Here is a 19,643-nt window from a genome sequence, read left to right as displayed (position 1 = left end):
GGCAGCGTGTAAGTCAAGCTACACAGGGCGTACGGTGGATACCTAGGCACAGTCAGCCGATGAAGGACGTGGCTACCGACGAAACGCGACGGGGAGCTGGAAGCAAGCTTTGATCCGTCGGTCTCCGAATGGGGGAACCCGGCATCCTTAACCGGATGTCGTCCGCAAGGACGGGAACCAGGCGAATTGAAACATCTTAGTAGCCTGAGGAAAAGAAAGTAAAAACGATTCCCTTAGTAGTGGCGAGCGAACGGGGAAGAGCCCAAACCGGTGGGTTACGACCTGCCGGGGTTGTAGGACAGCTATCTGGAGTGCGTCAGCTAGGCGAACGGCTTGGAAAAGCCGACCAGAGCGGGTGATAGTCCCGTAGCCGAAAGTTGACAAACCCTGGCTGTATCCTGAGTAGCACGGGGCACGTGAAATCCCGTGTGAATCTGCGAGGACCATCTCGTAAGGCTAAACACTGTCTGTGACCGATAGCGATTAGTACCGCGAGGGAAAGGTGAAAAGAACCCCGGAAGGGGAGTGAAATAGAACATGAAACCGTATGCCTACAAGCAGTGGGAGCACGATTTAACGTGTGACCGCGTGCCTGTTGAAGAATGAGCCGGCGAGTTACGGTCAGTGGCGGGTTAAGCCGAAAATGGCGGAGCCAAAGCGAAAGCGAGTCTGAATAGGGCGTTTGTCACTGGTCGTAGACCCGAAGCCTGGTGATCTAACCATGGCCAGGATGAAGCTTGGGTAACACCAAGTGGAGGTCCGAACCGACCGATGTTGAAAAATCGGCGGATGAGCTGTGGTTAGGGGTGAAATGCCAATCGAACTAGGCGATAGCTGGTTCTCCCCGAAATGTGTTTAGGCACAGCGTTGGGTGTTTATGAGTGGGGGTAGAGCACTGATTCGGTGCGGGCTGCGAGAGCGGTACCAAATCGAGCCAAACTCCGAATACCATTCAACAGAACCCGGCAGTGAGACAGTGGGGGATAAGCTCCATTGTCGAGAGGGAAACAGCCCAGACCACCAACTAAGGTCCCCAAATTGTGGCTAAGTGATTAAGGAGGTGGGATTGCACAGACAACCAGGAGGTTGGCCTAGAAGCAGCCACCCTTGAAAGAGTGCGTAATAGCTCACTGGTCAAGCGATCCTGCGCCGAAAATGAACGGGGCTAAGCCACGTACCGAAGTTGTGGATTTATGGTAGGGGAGCGTTCCGCAGTAGGCTGAAGCGTTAGCGTAAGCAGGCGTGGACGAGGCGGAAGTGAGAATGTCGGCTTGAGTAGCGCAAACATTGGTGAGAATCCAATGCTCCGAAAGCACAAGGTTTCCTCCGGAAGGTTCGTCCGCGGAGGGTTAGCCGGGACCTAAGGCGAAGCCGAACGGCGTAGTCGATGGACAACAGGTGTATATTCCTGTGCTGCGTCGCTGGAGTTTGTTGGGGACGCATGAGGATATGCCATAACCCTTACTGGTTTGGGGAGTCCCTACGGGGACGGTTTGGCTAAAGTAGTGCCGAGAAAAGCCAACAAACGTTGAAAGCGCGCACCCGTACCCGAAACCGACACAGGTGTGCTGGTAGAGAATACCAAGGAGCGCGAGATAACCCTCTTTAAGGAACTCGGCAAAATAGCCCCGTAACTTCGGAAGAAGGGGTGCCCCCGCGAGGGGGTCGCAGTGAAAGGGCTCTGGCGACTGTTTACCAAAAACACAGGTCTCTGCAAAGCCGTAAGGCGACGTATAGGGGCTGACTCCTGCCCAGTGCCGGAAGGTTACGGAAGCTGGTTAGCGCAAGCGAAGCTGGCGACCTAAGCCCCGGTGAACGGCGGCCGTAACTATAACGGTCCTAAGGTAGCGAAATTCCTTGTCGGGTAAGTTCCGACCTGCACGAAAGGAGTAACGATCAGAGCGCTGTCTCGAAGAGGGACTCGGCGAAATAGGATTGTCTGTGAAGATACGGACTACTTGTACCCGGACAGAAAGACCCTATGAAGCTTTACTCTAACTTGAAATTGGGTTCGGGCTTTGTCTGCGCAGGATAGGCGGGAGCCGATGAGACTTTCCTTGCGGGGGGAGTGGAGGCAACGGTGAGATACCGCTCTGACAAGGTCTGGATTCTAACCTACGGGGACAGTTTCAGGCGGGGAGTTTGACTGGGGCGGTCGCCTCCTAAACGGTAACGGAGGCGCGCAAAGGTTCCCTCAGGCTGGTCGGAAATCAGCCGCAGAGTGTAAAGGCATAAGGGAGCTTGACTGCGAGACCTACAAGTCGAGCAGGGACGAAAGTCGGCCTTAGTGATCCGACGGTTCTGCATGGAAGGGCCGTCGCTCAACGGATAAAAGTTACTCTAGGGATAACAGGCTGATCTCCCCCAAGAGTCCACATCGACGGGGAGGTTTGGCACCTCGATGTCGGCTCGTCGCAACCTGGGGCGGTAGTACGTCCCAAGGGTTGGGCTGTTCGCCCATTAAAGCGGCACGTGAGCTGGGTTCAGAACGTCGTGAGACAGTTCGGTCCATATCCGGTACAAGCGCAAGAGTGTTGAGAGGAGCTCTCCCTAGTACGAGAGGACCGGGAGGGACTGACCGCTGGTGTACCTGTTATCGTACCAACGGTAAACGCAGGGTAGCCATGTCGGGAGTGGATAACCGCTGAAAGCATCTAAGTGGGAAGCCCACCTCAAGATGAGCACTCTCCTTTGATAAGGCCACGGGAAGACCACCCGTTGATAGGCTCCAGGTGTAAGCGCAGCAATGCGTTCAGCCGAGGAGTACTAATAGGCCGAAGGCTTGACTTACTCATTGGTTGGTTGTTGTTGATTTTGTCACTATGCAGTCTTCAAGGTGTTGCCTTTTGATGCAACATCACAGGTTTTCCTGGTGCTCAGGCGCAGTGGACCCACGCCGATCCATCCCGAACTCGGACGTTAAACGCTGCAGCAGCGAAGATACTTGGAGGGCAGCTTCCTGGGAAAATAGCCCGGTGCCAGGGAAATATTTTTAACCAAAAGCTCTAGCTCAGCAGCTGGGGCTTTTTGCTTTAGGCGAGATGAAGAGCGATCCACTCCAGGAGTTGTTGCAAGATGTCGCTGCCGGGCGGCTCTCCGTCGCTGAGGCAACGGCGAAGCTGCGCTATGAGACGCTGGCTTTTGCCAGGCTCGATCACGCTCGTACCCGGCGCACGGGTTTGCCGGAGGTCGTCTGGGGGCCGGGCAAGACGGCGGAACAGATCGCCCTTATTCTTGAGCGCCTGCAACCGCACAATCCCGTCTCGGTTGCTACCCGCGTCGAAGCGCCGCTCTTCGATCAGGTGGCAGCGCGTCTACCGGGGATCCGCTATTATCCTCAGGCCAGACTCTGTGCGCTGTTTAACCCGGCTTTGGGCGAGCGGCACCTGCCCGGCTGCGTTGGGGTCGTCAGCGCCGGCACCGCCGATGGCCCGGTAGCGGAGGAGGCCGCCCTCATCGTCGAACTATTGGGTAGTGCGCGGGTAGTGCGCCTCTGGGATGTAGGAGTAGCCGGTATCCATCGCCTGCTGGATAACCTTGAACTATTGGGGCAGGCGGACGTGCTCATCGTCGTTGCGGGCATGGAAGGAGCACTCGCCAGCGTCGTCGGTGGCCTTGTGGAGGTGCCCGTGATCGCTGTACCAACCAGCGTCGGTTATGGGGCACACTTTGGCGGACTCGCCCCACTGCTTGCCATGCTCAATAGCTGTGCTGCAGGGATTGGCGTCGTCAACATCGACAATGGCTTTGGGGCGGCGATGCTCGCTATTCAGATTCTGCGCTCGGCGGGGCGCTTGCAGGCTGCCACCGGTACACCGCCAAGTCAATCTGACCCTGCTGGTTAAAGATCACACCTTCTGCCACGAGCAACGTGCGCTGGTAGTCGTCGTTGCCGAGGCGGTGGGGCGATTCAGAAATTTCTCCGCGAGCGTTAACTACCCGCTGCCAGGGAATCTCGGAGCCGGGAGCGACGCGAAAAAGGGCGTAACCGATCTGGCGGGCCCGGCCCGGTAGTCCGGCCAGGTGTGCCACCTGACCGTAGGTGGCAACTTTGCCCGCCGGGATCTGGCGGACTGTTGCATAGATGCGTTCGTAGAGCCGCTCGTCAGGCATTTATGTCGAGAACTGGAGGTTGCGGCGCAAAAAGTGATGGAGCGATTCGAGTTCGATGCTGAAGACCTGCTGGACTTCGTGCGGGTCGCAGGTGTACTCGTTGGCCAGAAGCACCCGCAGGGTACCTAGATCGCGGCCAATAGCCGGGTTGACCAGACCGATCAGCGAACGAGCGGCATCGAACACCTCGATGGGCAGATGCAGGATCTGGCCTGCCCGATTGAAGACCTTCTCGAAGATGCACGGAATCTCGTCGCGGCGCAGCGATTCGGGGCCGCCGACGGCAAAGGTGCGGTTGCGCGCCTCCGGGAGGCTTACACAATGAATCGCAATCTCGCTGAGATCGTCGGTACTGACGATCGAGGTGCGGTTTTCTTTTCGCCCGATAAGCAAGTAAAAGCCGGTGCGCTCGAAGTTGCGGGCACGGGCCAGTAGATCGGAGGCGAAGCCGGAGGGCCGGAGAATGGTGTAGGGCAGGCTGTGGCGGGAGAGATACTTTTCGACTTCGCGCTTGGCCTTGAAGACAGGGGCGTCGTCGTAGTAGCGGTCGGCTCCCAGCACTGAGACGAAGACGAAGTGGTCCACGGCCTGTTTTTGGGCCGCTTCGATGAGGTCGATGTTGGCCTGGTAATCGACCTGAGAGACGTTGCCGCCGGGGCCGCTGCCGTGGGCGCTAATCACATAGCGGACGCCCTGCAGGGCGCGCTCGATAAGCTCGCGGTGGCACAGATCACCGATAAAGATTTCAGCACCCAACTGTTCGAGATCGGCGTAGCGGGCTTCAAGACGCACGAAAGCCCGTACAGACTCGCCGCGCCTGCACAGGGACCGCACGATGCGTCGGCCCAGGCTACCCGTGGCACCGGTGACCAGGAACATACTACATTTTTGGGTCGCACAACCAAATGCTAGCCCAGATAGTTGTAAGGGGGGATAGCCTTGCGGCGAACCCACTGAAAACCGTCCTCCGGTGTGATCGTCGCCACGTCGATCGCTCCGCCGCAGGTCTGAGGCTGGGCAGCGAATCGCTGGAACTGGATCTGGGTGCGCACCAAAAATTCGACGTACTCGACGCCCTCCTGGAGGCTGAAGGCGTAGTAGGGAATGAACGCCTCGCCCTGGCCCTTCGCTGGGCCAGCGGCAACGAGATCGGCGTAGGCGGGGGCAAAGCCTAAAAGTAGCCGGGTCAGCGCCTCAAATTCGCCGTCCCAGAAGATGGCCGAGTTGCTCAGGTCAAAGCGGTGAACTTCGCCGGAGGCAAAGCGGTTGATCTTGAGCATCTGCGCGTCGGCACCCCGGATTGCATTGCGCTCAAAGCCGACCAACAAGTAGGTGATCGAGCCCTGGTCGGGGGGCGGCAGCAATTGGGCAAGTTCATCGGCGACAGTGGACCATTCTGCCTGTCGTCCGGCAGCGTCCTGCACCAGATGTTCAAGCCAGCTGGCGATCGCCCGCTCCTCCAGAAAGCTGCTGCCGCAGGTAAGAACGCTCAGAGGGTAGCCCCGCACACCAAAGAGCTTGAAGTTGGTATCCGAGAGAAAAACCGCCCGATGGTCGTCGAGGACGGTGAGTCGGGAGTCAGCGGCCACGACGAGGCCGGCGGCAACTTTGAGCGCAACGATGATCGTCATGCCCAAAAACCTAGCATTCTACCGGGCAGGATAAAATTGCCCTTCAGAATCTAGCGCCAGTGAGGGGTGACCCGTGCTCGAAGCGAGTGCCTTCGCAGAAAGTGAGATTGTCCTTGCGATTCGACCGAACGACTACGACTACGCGGCCTACCTCAACAACGCCGTCTACGTCGAATTTCTCGAAGCCGGACGGGTAGACTGGGCCGGGCGCAACCGCCTCAACTTGCTGCAGCCGACGCTGGCCCCGGCAGTGGTGCGCCTCGAACTCGACTATCTGCGCGGCATCATCCGGGGCCGCGACCCGGATCAGGTGGTCGTCCGCACTGCACTCACCGAGCTGAAGCTGGCCCGGCTGATCTTCAACCAGTTCATCCACACCGGCGAGGGAAATCTCTGTGCCCGCGCCCTCGTCCAGGTCGTCATGCTCAACCTTGAAATCAACAAAGCTGTCGCTGCCCCGGACGCGCTGGAGCGGCTGAGGCTGCCCGGCTGACAGGGGCACACGGATGGCACCGAAAAAAGTTACTAATTAGAAAGAGCAACTTCTTGATGGGAGTGAACCGTTGGACAGGTCGTTCGCTTTGGCTCCGCAGAGCGTGGTTGCCCCCGGACAGATCCGGCGCGGACGTGGGACGGTGGGCCTGCTGGGGGAATGGGTACGCCGGTGGGGCAGCCGTCCGCTCGTTATTGGTGGCCCGCAGACACTGGAGCGCTGGCAGGAAACTGTCACAGCGCTTTTCGACAGCGCCGGGTTGCAGGCAGGCTTCGATCACTACGGCATCGATTGCACCGAACAGAGTGCCGAGCGCCTGGTCGATGTCGCTGCCCGCCACGATGTGATCGTCGGTCTGGGAGGCGGCAAGGCGCTCGATATGGCCAAGCTTGTCGCTTCGCGGGCCCAACTGCCGGTGATCGCGGTGCCCACTTCCGCCGCCACCTGTGCCGGCTGGGCTCCCCTCTCGAATATCTACTCAGAAGCAGGAATGTGGCTTTATGGGGTCGAGCTGGACCACGCCCCAGAAGGGCTGCTCATCGACTACGACCTCATCGCCACCGCTCCGGTCCGCACCCTGATTAGCGGCATGGGCGACGCTCTGGCTAAGTGGTACGAGGCGTCCGTGAGTTCCGGCGAATCCGACGATCCGCTCGTCATCAGCGCCGTCCAGCAGGCGCGGGTGCTGCGGGATTTGATCTTGCTGCTGGGCGGGCAGGCGGTGCGCGAGGTGGGTGGCCGCGCCTGGGAGCAGATGGTCGATGCGAGCATCTGCCTGGCTGGAGTGGTCGGTGGACTGGGGGGGGCGCGCTGCCGCACGGTCGCCGCCCACGCCATCCACAATGCCCTCACGAGCCTGCCTGCGACGCGCCGCTCGCTCCACGGCGAGAAGGTCGCCCTGGGCATTTTGCTGCAGTTGCGCCTCGAAGAAAACGTCGGTCGCCAGCGGCTGGCCGGGATTGCCCGCGAGCAGCTTGAGCAGTTTTACCGCGAGGTGGGCCTGCCGCTTGCCCTGGCCGATTTACAGCTGGGGTCCATCGGCGACGAGCAGCTCTATCAGGTGGCCGAGTTGTGCTGCCGGCCTGACTCCGACATTCACCATCTGCCCTTTGAGGTGAATGCTCAGCAGGTGTTTGCTGTCCTGCGCGACAGCAGCGAGCAACCGGTGTATCCTGGCTGGCGTCGCTAGTCTAAGCTATGGGTGGTGGCGGAGAAGGGCAATGTTTGATCTGATCTTGTTGCCGCTCAACAGTTCGCCGGAGAGCGAGCGCGCCCTGCAGATGGCGCTCAACCTGGCAGGCAAGTACAACAGCAAGCTGTTGCTGCTTTCGGTCGTAGATCTGCCGGACGATCTGCCCGAGCGGGAGAGCCATCTCGCCCAGGTGCGCGAGCGGGCACAGACTCTGGCCCAGAAGGTGCGCGAGCGCCTGCAGACTGAAGGATTCGTGAGCCAGGCGCGCATCGAAGAAGGCAAGACCGCCTTTGTCATCTGCGATGTAGCCGACGAGACGGGCACCGGGCTCATCGTCATGGGCAGCCGTGGTCTGGGTCTGACCGAAGAAGGCAAGCAGCACAGCACCAGTGACCGGGTGATCAACCTCGCCCCCTGTCCGGTGCTGGTGGTGCCCTGATTTGTGCCCGTCATTGCCCGCGATATTATGTCTGCCCCGGTGCGCACCCTCCGCCCCGAGCAGTCCCTTGCGGAGGCGCGCGATCAACTGACCCGCCACGGCCACGGGGCGATGCCGGTCGTTGAAAGTTCTTCCGGCCAGCTCGTCGGCATCATTTCGCGCCGCGACCTCGATGTGGCCCTGCACCACGGCTTTGCCGCCGCTCCGGTCAGAAACTTTATGACGGCGACGGTGCTCAGCGTCGGCCCCGCCGCACCGCTCGCTGAAATTGAGCAGTTGATGGTCATCTACGACATCGGTCGGGTGCCGGTGGTCGTCGAGGGTAAGCCAATCGGGATCATCACCCGCACCGACCTGATTCGCCAGCACTACCAGGAACGCACCAGCTCTCTGCCCCTTTTTCGTTCGGTGGATGAAAGGCTTGAGCGCCAGCTTTCTCCCCGCGCCCGTGAGGCACTGCTGCAGGTATCGAAGAGCGCCGATGCCCTGGGCCTAGTCGCCTACCTGGTGGGGGGGGCCGTGCGCGACCTGCTGCTGGATCGCACTTCTGAGGATCTCGATGTCGTAGTCGAGGGGCGCACCGGCGAAGCAGGGGTGGCAGTGCAACTGGCCCGCCGCATTGCCGAAGAGGATATCACCGTGCGCTTTGAGGCATTCGAGAAGTACCAGACCGCTTCTTTAAGTTGGCCCGATGGCTTCGTACTCGATCTGGCAACGGCCCGGACCGAATTTTATCCGCGACCGGGGGCGAACCCGGAGGTCGAAAGCGCCTCGATCCGGCTCGATCTCTATCGGCGCGACTTTACGATCAACGCCCTCGCCATCTGCTTGAATGGTCCCCGCGCCTGGCAGCTCATCGACTTTTTTGGCGGAGCAATCGATCTGAGCAACCGGCTGGTGCGGGTGCTGCACCCGAACAGCTTCATCGAAGATCCGACGCGCATTTTTCGGGCCGTGCGCTTTGCCCTCAAGCTCGGCTTTACGATCGCCCCCCAGACGGAGACCTTCATCGTCCGTAGCGTCAGCGGTGGCCTGCACGATCTGTACGGCGGCGAGCGTTTGAGAACTGAACTTCTTTATCTGCTCGCCGCCCCCTTCTGGTTGGAAGCGCTCCTGTGTCTCGATCGCCTGCAGGCGCTGCGCTGCATCCATCCGCAGCTCCATCTGGACAATCGCCTGCGTTCGGGGCTGGAGTGGCTCTCAGGAATTTCCCTGCCGCTGAAAGTGCCTGCTGCCCAACTGCGGTTGGAGCGGTTGCTCCTTGCGGTAGGTCCAGAGGCAGCCTGGAAACTGCCCCTCGACGGCGCAGCACGCCAGCGCATCGAAAAAGTCCGTTCTCTATGTCCCGAGTTGCCCCGGTGGGCTGACCGGAGCGCCCCTGCGCTTCATCGGCAACTAGCCGACTGGAGCCCGGAGGCGGTGCTGTTGCTTGCCAGCCTGGAAGAAGAACCGCAGCGGGAGCACTTGCTTTTGTATCTCGGCTTGCGCGAGCAACCCCGGCTATTAAACGGCAAGGATTTGAAAGAACTGGGCTTCAAGGCTGGCCCTACCTTTCGGGCCATCCTTGAAGCAGCCTTTGCGGCACAGCTGGCAGGCACACTGCAAACGCGAGAGGAGGCGATCGACTGGGTGCGCGAGCGATATCTTTGAAGCCTGAGCCGCAACCCCTTGTGCAATCTTGCGAATTTGCGCGAAGTCCTCTTTTGGGAAACCCGGTTGTGGGGTAAACTACGAGCGATTTTTGGGGGTACTTTTTGTGTTTATCAAAAGCCTGATTGCCTTCTCGTTCATCGCTGGCTTGTACGCCCTGCCGGCACTGGCCCAGACAACTCCCGCACCGGCCCCATCTACACCCCAACCGTCCACTCCTCCCGTTTCTAGAGACGAACGGGCGATTCAGGGAGTCAACAAGTCCAACCAGCAAATCACCTTCTCCGTGAAAATCTTTGAGCTACCGGCAACCGCTGTCCCTACCACGGACGATGCGGTGTCCTGGCTGAAGCTGGCCAATGCCCTTGCTGGCGAGGGCAGAGCAGCACAACTCGTAGACTCCAGACTCGTCATTCTCAGCGGTGAGAAGGGCTTCTCGTTTGTCGCCAATGATCTACGTACAGAATTGAGCAATTCGGGTTATACATCGGTAAACGCCGATGCAACAGTTGAACTGGAGCCGGTGGTTCGGCCAGATGGCAAGATCGTTTCCCGTCTCAGTTTCGAGGGATCTGTGCCCGAATCTGGTGGTGGCCGTTACCCAAATCTCTCCCGGCAAAAGATACGTACAACACTTCTACTCAACAACGGCCAGCTCTACCGGCTGCAGAATTTTTTCACTCCTGCTGGAAACAATGGCCTACAGCGGTGGCTTCTTTTTATCACGGCCTCGCTCTAGAACCTTTGTCCTCAAATAATCGAAATGAACTTCCATTTCGGTAAACGAGAGAACTACAGGTACTGTTCTACAATTGGGCCAGGCTCGACGGAGCCGTTTGGGGCTGTACTTCAATCTGTTCGGCCCTAACCAACTGTTCCTGCAGGATCAAGGAGTATCCACGATGCCAGACAATCGCTTTTTGCTGCTGCTCTTGTCGAGCCTGATTGTGGCAGCCAGTTCGTCTGCTTCTGCTCAACCGCTGCCTGCCTCTATCTCAGCTTTCGATAGTCAACTCAGTCCTACCGAGGTAGCTGTCGCTGTCAAGGCCGCACCTTATAGCAAGCTGTTCACGGTGGGATCGGTTTCTTTTGTCAAGGACAAGGACTTCAACGCGAGTCAGCCCAAATTGCGCTTCTCCTCGTTGTGGATCGATGTGCCCGGTCAGGACATTTTGGAGGTAGGTGTGCGCTACTGCGTGGGCGACACCGACATCGCTTCTCAAGGAGCGTATCTGGCGCAGGTGAATTTGCTGGACGGTAGTCAGTTGCTGGTGCGCATCAAGAAAATCGTCTCCACCACCCCGGCTCAAGACAGGCAGATCCAGGCAGCACGCTATATTCCACCGACCTATGGCTTTGGCTTCTGGGGTGGCTGGATCGCAGATCCTGGTACGTACTTCCCGTCGGAAGATTGCAGCACCGGCAGCACCCGCTTCGATCTGGTGCCGGTCAAGCAGGCGCTCGCTGCCCTGCCCAACCGCACCCTCAATGTCCAGCTTCTCTACAACAACGGCACCGTCCAGAACTGGCAACTCGGGGGTGGGACAGTGCAGGCGCTCAAACAACTGCCCGATCTAGGTGGTCCTGCGCCTGCGCCCACTACTAAACCGGCGGGCGGTTTCTAGCGCTCTTGCCATAAGCTGTGAGCCTGCTTAGATAGCAGGGATTCGATTCTCCACAGCTTGACAACAAAAACTTTCCCCCACCCCTCCACACCCCCCATGCCCCTTTTGGGGCCAGGTGGGGGTGTGGAGGGGTGGGGGAAAAGCTCCTTAAATTCCCAGCAATTTACCGATCAACTTCGCACTCAAAACCGCGCAAGTATTGAGTGCATTGGTATGAGGTCTTGCGGTCGCTCAGGGGCTGCCCGGCTTGCGCAGGAGGCCAAAGCCAAAGCCGTGGGGCGAAGTTAGATAATTGCTGCCGCCGCTTAACAGTCCCCTGGCACCGCCAAAGCCCAGCCCCATCGCAATCAGTGGGTCGAGCAGACAGCTTTTCATCAAAAAAGCGGGACTGTCGAGGCCGAAGCCCTGGTTGTAGATAAAGTTGTTCGCCCCCAGCCCGAGCAGGATGTAATAGCTCACGTAGGTCGTGCAGATACCAGCAAAGCTCACCCCCCAGCCGAGGATCGCCCGGTTGCCCAGAGGCAGCAGGCTCGCTCCCAGGCAGAAGGGGGCAAGGGTGGCGCAGACGATGAGGGCGTACTCGATGGCGGGAAGTGTGTTCTTCTGGGCAGAAAGCAAGATCACCAAAAACGTGTCGAGGGCCGCGTCGTGGGCGAAGAGGTTGCGGGTGGCGCTGGTGCCGGTGTAGGGATCGAGCTGACCGCTGAAGACCTGCTCGATTTCCTGGGTGGCGGTCTCCAAAGCTGGGGAACTGGTGGTGCTGCGAGCGCGCACCATCTGGACGATCGCCTCCACATCCGGCTGGCGCTCTTTGAGGCAGCTCTGGAACTGCCCCACCGGTAGGGCGGCGCACTGGTTGTAGAGGTTGCGCACCAGTTGCTCCATGCCCACCCGGTATTCGGCGAGCAAGATCGAATCTTGCAGATCGAGCGGTTGAGCGCTGTCGTTGAGGCCCTGCTCGGCGTAGTCGGAGATGATGTCCACCAGCGTGTAGGGCACGGTGCGGGCAAAGTTGATCCAGCCTGCCAGGTTGCTGGTGCCGCTGCTGTTGTGCAATAGCCCAAAGATGACCAATAGGGGCCAGAGCAGCTCCGAGAGAGCCGGGGTGCTGTCCTCCTCGATGAGCCCCCGTAAAAAATTGGCTCCCCAAAACAGGAGCGCCAGCCCGGCGACGACGGCGGTTGCCTTTTCGAGGCCCAGCCAGAGGCCGCTGTTAAACAGGTTCTCCCACAATCCGTCCCAGTAGAGGCGATTCTGGCCAGCCGCCTGCTGGGCAATCTGGGCCAGACTCTCGGCGGCAGCCTCCGGGGTCGAGGAGGGCAGCGCCTGGGCAAGCACAATCATCGGGCAGGCTCACTGTTGAGCGGTTGCCGGGCGAGGGTCTCACCGGCCTCAAAGGCTGAGGCGGCAGTCCCCAGCGCCTGCTGGGAGCGCAGGTAGTAGCGCTCGCGCACCTGCTCGTCGAACGCCTCGCCCACGTCGGAAATCAACATCTGCAGGTTGCCCAATCCTCCGGCAAAGTCGGTCTGCAACTTCAGCGATTCGAGGGAAGTCGAGACGATTGAGCTATTGACCAGGGCGAGTTGCTGGTTGACCTGCTTGAGGGTGTCCTGGGTCGATGTGGCGCTGCTGGCGGTGTTGGCGGCGGTGACGGCCCGATCGGCAGAATCTTGAAGCCGACTGTGCAGCTCGTCGTTGTCGGATTTGATCTGTTCCTGGTTGGTGCCGGAGAGCCGGTCGGTCTGGGTGGCTCTGGTGAGTGCCCGGTTGCTCTCGCGGGCCACCAGGTGCTGGATGAGGGTGCGCGGAGCGTAGGGGCCAAGGTTGAACGGGTCGCTGTTGCTGTCGTCGGTGAGGCTGAGGCCGAGGGAAAAGGTGTCGGGTAGACCCAGCGCTCCCATAAACTGGCTGTAGTCGAAGCCTTCCTGCTCGCCGTAGAGCGATTCGATCTGCTCTTGATAACTGGTACCGATGCTCTTGTACGTTGTATCCTGAACGGTCTTAATAAAATCGAGCAAGTTGGTGACAAACGATTGCAGCGAGCCGTCGGCGGGCTTTTGATCGGCCCAGGCCGTACCGACCAGCAAACCTACGCTGAGGAGGCCACTGATGATTGCTCCTGTGCCCAGACGCCTGCCCATCGCTGCTACCGCCGACTGAATGGTTATGCATTCTTTTTGTAGTGACGGAGGCTTGCACCTGACAAGCAAAGCACCGCTGCCGGACAGGGGCCGCACAGAGACCAACCCTGTTCTCATCATGTGAAGTCTGGATACACAGAATCGTCATACGCGAGTAAAGCCGGCCAATTACTCTAAACACACCCTCGCAGAAGAACACGTCTGTCCCCAATCGCTGGGGCGGCACCCATTCGTGAGCAAGTTGCTTCATCCTTCCCGCTTTTTACAAGCTGCTGAAGGGCGTCGAACACAACAATTCTACTTTCTCCAGGAAGAATGCTCTTCGTCAATTTTCTGTAGCAAATAGCTGCGGAAACGATGGTTGCTGGTTTAAAGTAGCGCTCGATTTTTACTCATCGTCGAGTCAACAGTGACTCCGGCGATTTTTGGGCTGGCCATTTTTTGGATTTGCCTGGGATCCACACTGTCTGTCCTGGTGGAATAGCCGATGAACAAATTGATCGACAATCTGATCACCCTTGCCCTGCGCCACCGCTACGTCACTGTCGCAGTTGCGCTGGTGTTGCTGGTCGCCGGTTACTGGGCGTTTAGAACCCTCGAAACCGAAGCCTATCCGGAGTTCACCGATCCGAAAGTGCGCGTGATCACGATTTTGCCCGGCAAGGGTGCCGAAGAAGTCGAGCGGCTGGTGACAATTCCCCTCGAAAAAGAACTGGGCGGTATTCCAAACGAGACCAGCCTGCGCTCGATTTCTTTTTTGGGCCTGTCAGTGGTTAGTGTCACCTTCGAGGATGGAACCCCCACCACCCTCGCCCGCCAGCAGGTGCTCGAACGGGTCAACCAAGCGGACATTCCCGACGACGCCAAACCCGAACTCGACCCGGATGCCGGGGCGATCGGCGAAATCTATCGCTACACGGTCGAATCAAAATATTATTCGCCCACCGAACTAAAAGCGATCGAGGACTGGCAGCTGGAGAAGGCATTTCGTCAGATACCGGGGGTGATCGATGTCACCAGTTTCGGTGGACCGGTCAAGACCTATCAGGTCAACATCGATCCTGGCCGCCTGCGCGCCTTTAGTCTCACCCTCGATCAGGTTTTTCAGGCCCTCGCCAACTCCAACGAAACGGTGGGGGGCAACTACATCGAGAACAACGGCCAGGCTTATGTTGTCCGGGGGTTGGGGCTTTTGCGCAATATCGACGACATCGACCGGGTGGTAGTGACCGCTGCCCCCGACGGCACGCCCATCCGCATCAAGGACGTCGCCGCAGTCGAGATCGGAGCCGGTGTGCGCCTGGGCCAGTTTGGCAAGAATCTCGAAGATGACGCGGTGATGGGCATCGTACTGATGCGGCGCGGCGAAAATCCTTCGCGGGTGATCGAAAGGCTGTACGAAAAATTTCCCCAGATCCAGCAGGCGCTGCCGAGCGGTGTCCGGCTGGTGCCCCTCTACGACCGCAACCAGCTCGTGCGCGAGACCCTCGATACGATCGGCCACAACGTCGCCGAGGGGGTGGTGCTGGTGGTGGTGGTGCTCATCGTCTTTTTGTTCGACATCACGAGCGGACTGGTCACCGCCGCCGTCATTCCCCTGGCGCTGTTATTTGCCTTTATCTGTCTTAATCTCTGCCGCATCCCCGCCAACCTCCTCTCCCTGGGTGCGATCGACTTTGGCATCATCGTCGATGGAGCGGTGGTCATGGTCGAAAACGCCTTCCGCCGCCTCAGCGAGGAGGGCCGCGACCTCGACTGGCTCGACCGCAGCCATCTGGTGCTCGAAGGGGCAAAGCAGGTGGGCAGACCCATTCTCTTTGCCACCGGCATCATCATCTCCTGCTTTGTGCCAATCTTTACTTTTAGTGGGGTGGCGGGCAAGCTGTTTCGGCCCCTCGCCTTTACGATGAACTTTGCCCTGTTGGGCGCAGTGCTGGTCGCCCTGACGATCATTCCGGTGCTGGTGCTATTTTTTATGACCCGCAGGCCGCTCATCGAGCGCGAAAGCCCGGTGGTGAGCTGGGCAAGACGGCTATATAAACCAACCCTGGGTTGGGTGCTGGCCCATCCCTGGCCTGTGATCCTGGCGGTGGTGGCGGCGATAGCGATGGCGGTCGTTCTGTTCTTCAACACCGGCTCAGAATTTCTGCCCGCCCTCGACGAGGGCAATATCTGGCTGCGGGCGACGATGTTGCCGACTTCGGTCTCGCTCGAAAATGCAGTGGCCACTGCCCAACGCATTCGCCTCATCGTCATGCGCTATCCGGAGATCAAAAACGTCACCAGCCAGACAGGCTCGCCCGACGACGGCACCGACCCGAATCTCTTCAGCAACATCGAGTTTCTGGTGGACCTCAAGCCCACCTCCCAGTGGCGTCCGCGCTTCCACGGCAACAAAGAAGAGTTGATCGAGGCGATGAACCGGGATCTTTCGGTCATTCCCAACGTGCTCTATAACTTTTCCCAGTACATCCAGGACAACGTCGATGAGGCGATCTCCGGCGCAAAAGGCGAGGTGGGCATCAAGATCTTTGGCCCGGACATCCGGGTACTGCAGCGGCTGGGCGACGCGGTGGCGACGATCGTCGCCGGTGTGCCGGGGATGGTCGATGTCGCCGACGACAAGATGCTCGGCCAGCCCCAGTACCAGATCGTCGTCGATCGCGACGCGGCGGCCCGCTACGGCATCAACGTCTCAGACATCGACAATCTGGTGCAGACGGCGGTGGGCGGCAGGACCGCCACCCAACTGGCGGAGGGAGAGCGGCGCTTTAACGTCTTTGTGCGCTTTGCCCGCCCCTTCCGCAATAGCCAGATCGCCCTGGACAATCTGCTGGTCGATCCGCCCGGCCCGGTTGGCCCCATTCCCCTGGCCCAGGTGGCCCACGTCGAGGCAGTCACCGGTGCGGCGATCATCAACCGCGAGGACAACTCGCGCCGGATGATCGTCAAGGCAAACGTCCGGGGCCGCGACCTCGGTTCTTCGGTCAGCGAGGCGCAGCAGAAGGTGAGCCGGCAGGTCCAGCTTCCGGCGGGCTATCAGATCGTCTGGGGCGGCCAGTACCAGTACCAGCAAGAATCCAACCAGCGGTTGCTGGTCATTCTGCCTTTGACCCTCGCTTTGATCTTTGTGATTTTGCTGTTTGCCCTGGGCTCCGCAGCAAATGCGCTGCTCATCCTGGTGGCGGTGCCGCTGGCTGCCCTGGGGGGCGTGCTGGGACTGTTCGTGACCCACACCTACTTCAGCATCTCCGCCGGCGTCGGGTTCATCGCCCTTTCGGGGGTAGCCGTCCAGAATGGTGTCATCCTCGTCAGCTACATCAACCAGCTGCGCCGCGAAGGGCTGCCGGCGGCCAAGGCCGTCTACGAAGGAGCGCTGACGCGGATGCGGCCAGTGCTGATGACGGCGACCGTCGCTATCCTGGGCCTGGTTCCGGCGGCCCTCTCCAATGGCATCGGTTCCCAGAGCCAGAAGCCATTTGCGATCGTGATTATCGGCGGCCTCATCTCGGCGACGGTCCTCACGCTGCTAGTGCTGCCGACGCTCTACCAACTGTTCGCGCGCGAACAGCAGCAGGCGGAGCTGTAGCTCTATAGCAGAGCCGCCAGCACCGCCTTCTGAGCGTGCAGGCGGTTCTCGGCCTGATCCCAGATGCGGGCGTGGGGCCCTTCGATGACCTGTTCGGTGATTTCTTCTCCCCGATGGGCAGGCAGGCAGTGCAGGACGATCGCCTTGGGGTGGGCGAGGCGCAGCAGGCGATCATCGATCTGGTAGGGCGCAAAGAGGGCGCGGCGGCGGCGCGCTTCCTCCTCCTGGCCCATGCTCGTCCAGACATCGGTGTAGAGCACGTGTGCCCCCCGCACGGCCTGGGCGGGATCGGCGAGGATTTCGACCGTTGCCCCGGTGCGGGCTGCGATGGCGCGAGCGCGCTCGACCACCGCCCTCTCGGGAGTATAGCCATCGGGAGCGGCGATCGCCACCGAGAGGCCCACCTTGACGCAGCCCAACAGCAGCGAGTGGGCGACGTTGTTGCCGTCGCCGATGTAGGCAAGTTTGAGAGCGGCAAATGTGCCCAGGTGTTCTTCGATCGTGAGCAAGTCGGCGAGCACCTGGCAGGGGTGCTCGTAGTCGGTGAGGGCGTTGATCACCGGAATGTCGGCGTAGCGGGCGTACTCTTCCAGTTCTGCCTGGGCGAAGGTGCGGATGGCGAGTCCATCGACGTAGCGGCTGAGGACGCGGGCGGTGTCGCGCACGGGTTCGCCCCGTCCGACCTGGGTGGTGTTGGGACTCAGATCGATGACCTGGCCGCCCAACTGGTACATGGCAACCGAAAAAGACACCCGCGTGCGGGTCGAGGCTTTGAGAAAGACCAGCCCGAGCACCTTGCCCTGCAGGCTCGCCACCTGACGACCGGCTTTGAGCCGACCGGCAAAATCGAGCAGCGCCAGGATCTGGCTCTCGTCGAGGTCGTCGAGGCTCAACAGGTCCGGCCCAAAACGAACGGCCCCGCCCAGAACGTTCATGGGGAAGCGACGGGCGTCTGCGGCTGGCTGTCGCTGGCAACCGGAGTCTGCTCGCCCGTCACCGGCGTCGTGGCAAGGGGCTGATCTGGGGTGACGGGCATTCCGGCGATCTGGCGGTTGAGCACATCGACGGCCCTCGCGTACTGCGGATCGGCGGTGGTGCCGATCTGTTCGAGCTTGAGGTTTTTGGCCACCTCCTTGCTCATCTCGACTTTGATGTCGGGTTCGATGCCTTTTTTGTTGATGTCCCGGCCCGCAGGCGTCTGGTAGTGGGCGATCGTCACCGCCATCCCCGAACCGTCGGAGAGCGAATGCACCGACTGCACCAGGCCCTTGCCGAAGGTCTTGGTGCCCACCAGCAGGGCGCGGTGGTGATCCTGCAGCGCCCCGCTCAAGATCTCACTGGCTGAGGCGGAGCCGCCATCGACCAGCACCACCAGGGGCTTGTTGGTGATGGCCGGGCGGGTGACTGCCAGCCGCTCGCGCTGGCCGTCGCGATCGACCGTCGAGACGATCGTGCCGTCAGAAAGCCAGATCCGGGCAATGTCGGCGCTGGCGTACAGGAGCCCGCCGGGGTTGCTGCGCAGATCGAGGATGAAGCCATCTACGCCGTCTTTGACAAATTTTGCCACCGCCTGGCTCATGTCTTTGGCTGCGTAGGCGTTGAACTGCGAAAGGCGAATGTAGCCGATGCGCTGGCCCCCTTCGGTGTGCAGGGCTGCCGTTACCGGCTTGAGTTCGATGCGCTGGCGCACCAGAGCCAAGGGCAAGAGCTTGTCGTCGCGGCGAAAGGTGAGGTTCACAGTCGTGCCGGCCCTGCCGCGAATCAGGTTGACGGCCTGGTCGATGTCCATGCCCTTAGCAGCCCGGCCATCGATCGACACGAGCACGTCCTTTGGCTTGACCCCGGCCAGGTAAGCGGGCGTCTCGGCAATCGGGGCAACCACCGTCAATTCGTGGGACTTGGCATCGAGGCCAAGCTGAATACCCACGCCCTGAAACTCACCGCTGGTCTCGACTTTCATGCTCTCGTACTGCTTGGGTTCCATAAACCGGGTGTACGGATCCCCCAGGCTCTTGAGCATCTCCTTCGCGCCCTTGTAGGCGTCCTCGCGGGTTTTATAATCTTTGCCCAGGTACTTCTGGCGCATCTGCTGCCAGTCCTGTTTATTGTAAGTTGTATCGACATATTCGCGAGCGATCACCTGCCAGACTTCGTCGATGATCTCCTTGTTGGCCGTGTCACTAAAATTTGCCCAACTTGGCACGTCCGAGGCCACCAGCAGGCCAAGAACAACGACTGTGGCGGTACCGGCAGAAAACAGCAGATTTGACTTTTTCATAGAGGCGTGCAGTTTCGGGTGGTCTACTCAATCGGTAGGGACACTTTAGCACGCACTTTCGTCAGTTCTGTATCCCAACAGGCGGCGGTAGAACAAATTTTTTCTGTCTGTCAACCACCCTGCGTCAGGCTTTTTGCAGGATTTCGGAAAAATTTAGGAGTTTAGTAACTCTTGATACGAAAACGTTTCCCTTCCTGTGTATGGGGTGGTACATTCGATCAGGAGAAAGTGCTATTCACCCTCACCAGGAAGATCCGAGATGTCCCAGATGTTCTACCGTGGCGTTGCGGTGGATCCGCAAATATATGCCCATCCCCGGCCACCGCTGCGACCGATGGGCCTGCGCTATCGCGGCGCATCCTATGCCTATCCCGAATACGTCGCCTGCGTGCCGGTGCAGTACGAACTGGAGTACCGGGGCGATCACTGGCAATACGAGGGCTGTATTCTCCAGGTGCCGAGCCAGGAATAAGCCCGGCGACCAAAAAAGCT

Annotated in this window: 16 protein-coding genes and 2 rRNA genes; 11 read left to right on the top strand and 7 right to left on the bottom strand. The window is 59.9% G+C overall.

What is annotated here, in order from left to right; all coding sequences use genetic code 11:
- Positions 1-11 precede the first annotated feature (11 nt).
- From GKIL_RS12605 to larB, 3 genes are all read left to right on the top strand, one after another.
- Positions 12-2,790: ribosomal RNA gene (locus tag GKIL_RS12605) — 23S ribosomal RNA — on the top strand.
- Between the two features lie 78 nt (positions 2,791-2,868).
- Positions 2,869-2,984, top strand: a 5S ribosomal RNA gene (gene rrf / locus GKIL_RS12600).
- A gap of 57 nt (positions 2,985-3,041) precedes the next feature.
- Positions 3,042-3,845 carry a nickel pincer cofactor biosynthesis protein LarB gene (gene larB / locus GKIL_RS12595; protein ID WP_023174016.1) on the top strand — a complete coding sequence of 268 codons (804 nt, stop codon included), beginning with the start codon at positions 3,042-3,044 and terminating at the stop codon, positions 3,843-3,845.
- On the opposite strand, the gene GKIL_RS12590 is transcribed toward larB, so the two are convergent.
- Genes GKIL_RS12590 through GKIL_RS12580 form a run of 3 tightly spaced genes read right to left on the bottom strand, consistent with a single transcriptional unit; the run spans position 3,766 to position 5,744 of the window.
- Positions 3,766-4,113 (bottom strand): MGMT family protein, encoded by a 348-nt coding sequence (locus GKIL_RS12590; RefSeq protein WP_023174014.1) that lies wholly within the window; start codon positions 4,111-4,113, stop codon positions 3,766-3,768. The genes larB and GKIL_RS12590 overlap by 80 nt on opposite strands.
- A complete protein-coding gene (locus GKIL_RS12585) occupies positions 4,114-4,992 on the bottom strand; it encodes an SDR family oxidoreductase (protein WP_023174013.1) in 879 nt (292 codons plus the stop codon).
- 29 nt (positions 4,993-5,021) lie between these two features.
- Positions 5,022-5,744, bottom strand: coding sequence for a hypothetical protein (locus tag GKIL_RS12580; protein ID WP_023174012.1), 723 nt, complete (start codon positions 5,742-5,744; stop codon positions 5,022-5,024).
- Between the two features lie 73 nt (positions 5,745-5,817).
- Here GKIL_RS12580 and GKIL_RS22710 point away from each other — a divergent pair, with 73 nt between their 5' ends.
- The 6 genes from GKIL_RS22710 (at position 5,818) to GKIL_RS12550 (ending at position 11,143) form a co-directional block, all read left to right on the top strand.
- Positions 5,818-6,237 carry an acyl-CoA thioesterase gene (locus GKIL_RS22710; protein ID WP_023174011.1) on the top strand — a complete coding sequence of 140 codons (420 nt, stop codon included), beginning with the start codon at positions 5,818-5,820 and terminating at the stop codon, positions 6,235-6,237.
- A gap of 70 nt (positions 6,238-6,307) precedes the next feature.
- Positions 6,308-7,426, top strand: coding sequence for an iron-containing alcohol dehydrogenase family protein (locus GKIL_RS12570; protein ID WP_023174009.1), 1,119 nt, complete (start codon positions 6,308-6,310; stop codon positions 7,424-7,426).
- Positions 7,427-7,457: 31 nt separating this feature from the next.
- A complete protein-coding gene (locus GKIL_RS12565; protein WP_023174008.1) occupies positions 7,458-7,868 on the top strand; it encodes a universal stress protein in 411 nt (136 codons plus the stop codon).
- 3 nt (positions 7,869-7,871) lie between these two features.
- On the top strand, positions 7,872-9,518 hold the full coding sequence (locus GKIL_RS12560; protein WP_051382801.1) for a CBS domain-containing protein: 1,647 nt from the start codon (positions 7,872-7,874) through the stop codon (positions 9,516-9,518).
- 91 nt (positions 9,519-9,609) lie between these two features.
- Positions 9,610-10,257, top strand: a complete 648-nt coding sequence (locus tag GKIL_RS12555) for a hypothetical protein (RefSeq protein ID WP_041243926.1) — start codon at positions 9,610-9,612, stop codon at positions 10,255-10,257.
- A 163-nt stretch (positions 10,258-10,420) separates the two neighbouring features.
- Positions 10,421-11,143: a hypothetical protein gene (locus GKIL_RS12550; RefSeq protein ID WP_023174005.1), complete on the top strand. Its 723-nt coding sequence runs from the start codon at positions 10,421-10,423 to the stop codon at positions 11,141-11,143.
- A 231-nt stretch (positions 11,144-11,374) separates the two neighbouring features.
- Here GKIL_RS12550 and GKIL_RS12545 read toward each other — a convergent pair whose 3' ends face one another.
- Together GKIL_RS12545 and GKIL_RS12540 are read right to left on the bottom strand one after the other, a co-directional pair.
- Positions 11,375-12,487 carry a hypothetical protein gene (locus GKIL_RS12545; protein WP_023174004.1) on the bottom strand — a complete coding sequence of 371 codons (1,113 nt, stop codon included), beginning with the start codon at positions 12,485-12,487 and terminating at the stop codon, positions 11,375-11,377.
- On the bottom strand, positions 12,484-13,284 hold the full coding sequence (locus GKIL_RS12540) for a hypothetical protein (RefSeq protein WP_023174003.1): 801 nt from the start codon (positions 13,282-13,284) through the stop codon (positions 12,484-12,486). Before GKIL_RS12540 ends, GKIL_RS12545 begins: the two co-directional genes overlap by 4 nt.
- Before the next feature lie 487 nt (positions 13,285-13,771).
- Here GKIL_RS12540 and GKIL_RS12535 point away from each other — a divergent pair, with 487 nt between their 5' ends.
- The gene (locus GKIL_RS12535; protein WP_023174002.1) at positions 13,772-16,873 is read left to right on the top strand and encodes an efflux RND transporter permease subunit; all 3,102 of its coding nucleotides are present in this window, start codon (positions 13,772-13,774) and stop codon (positions 16,871-16,873) included.
- 2 nt (positions 16,874-16,875) lie between these two features.
- Here GKIL_RS12535 and argF read toward each other — a convergent pair whose 3' ends face one another.
- Both argF and GKIL_RS12525 read right to left on the bottom strand, forming a co-directional pair.
- Positions 16,876-17,808 (bottom strand): ornithine carbamoyltransferase, encoded by a 933-nt coding sequence (gene argF, locus GKIL_RS12530; RefSeq protein WP_023174001.1) that lies wholly within the window; start codon positions 17,806-17,808, stop codon positions 16,876-16,878.
- On the bottom strand, positions 17,805-19,151 hold the full coding sequence (locus tag GKIL_RS12525) for a S41 family peptidase (RefSeq protein ID WP_023174000.1): 1,347 nt from the start codon (positions 19,149-19,151) through the stop codon (positions 17,805-17,807). Before GKIL_RS12525 ends, argF begins: the two co-directional genes overlap by 4 nt.
- Positions 19,152-19,410: 259 nt before the next feature.
- Between GKIL_RS12525 and GKIL_RS12520 the strand changes: the two genes are divergently transcribed.
- The gene (locus GKIL_RS12520) at positions 19,411-19,623 is read left to right on the top strand and encodes a hypothetical protein (RefSeq protein ID WP_023173999.1); all 213 of its coding nucleotides are present in this window, start codon (positions 19,411-19,413) and stop codon (positions 19,621-19,623) included.
- Positions 19,624-19,643: the final 20 nt, after the last annotated feature.

It is taken from the genome of Gloeobacter kilaueensis JS1, from assembly GCF_000484535.1.
In the GTDB taxonomy this organism is placed as follows: domain Bacteria; phylum Cyanobacteriota; class Cyanobacteriia; order Gloeobacterales; family Gloeobacteraceae; genus Gloeobacter; species Gloeobacter kilaueensis.
The sequence above is the reverse complement of the archived record's forward strand: the minus strand, read 5'-3'. Positions and strand labels throughout refer to the sequence as shown.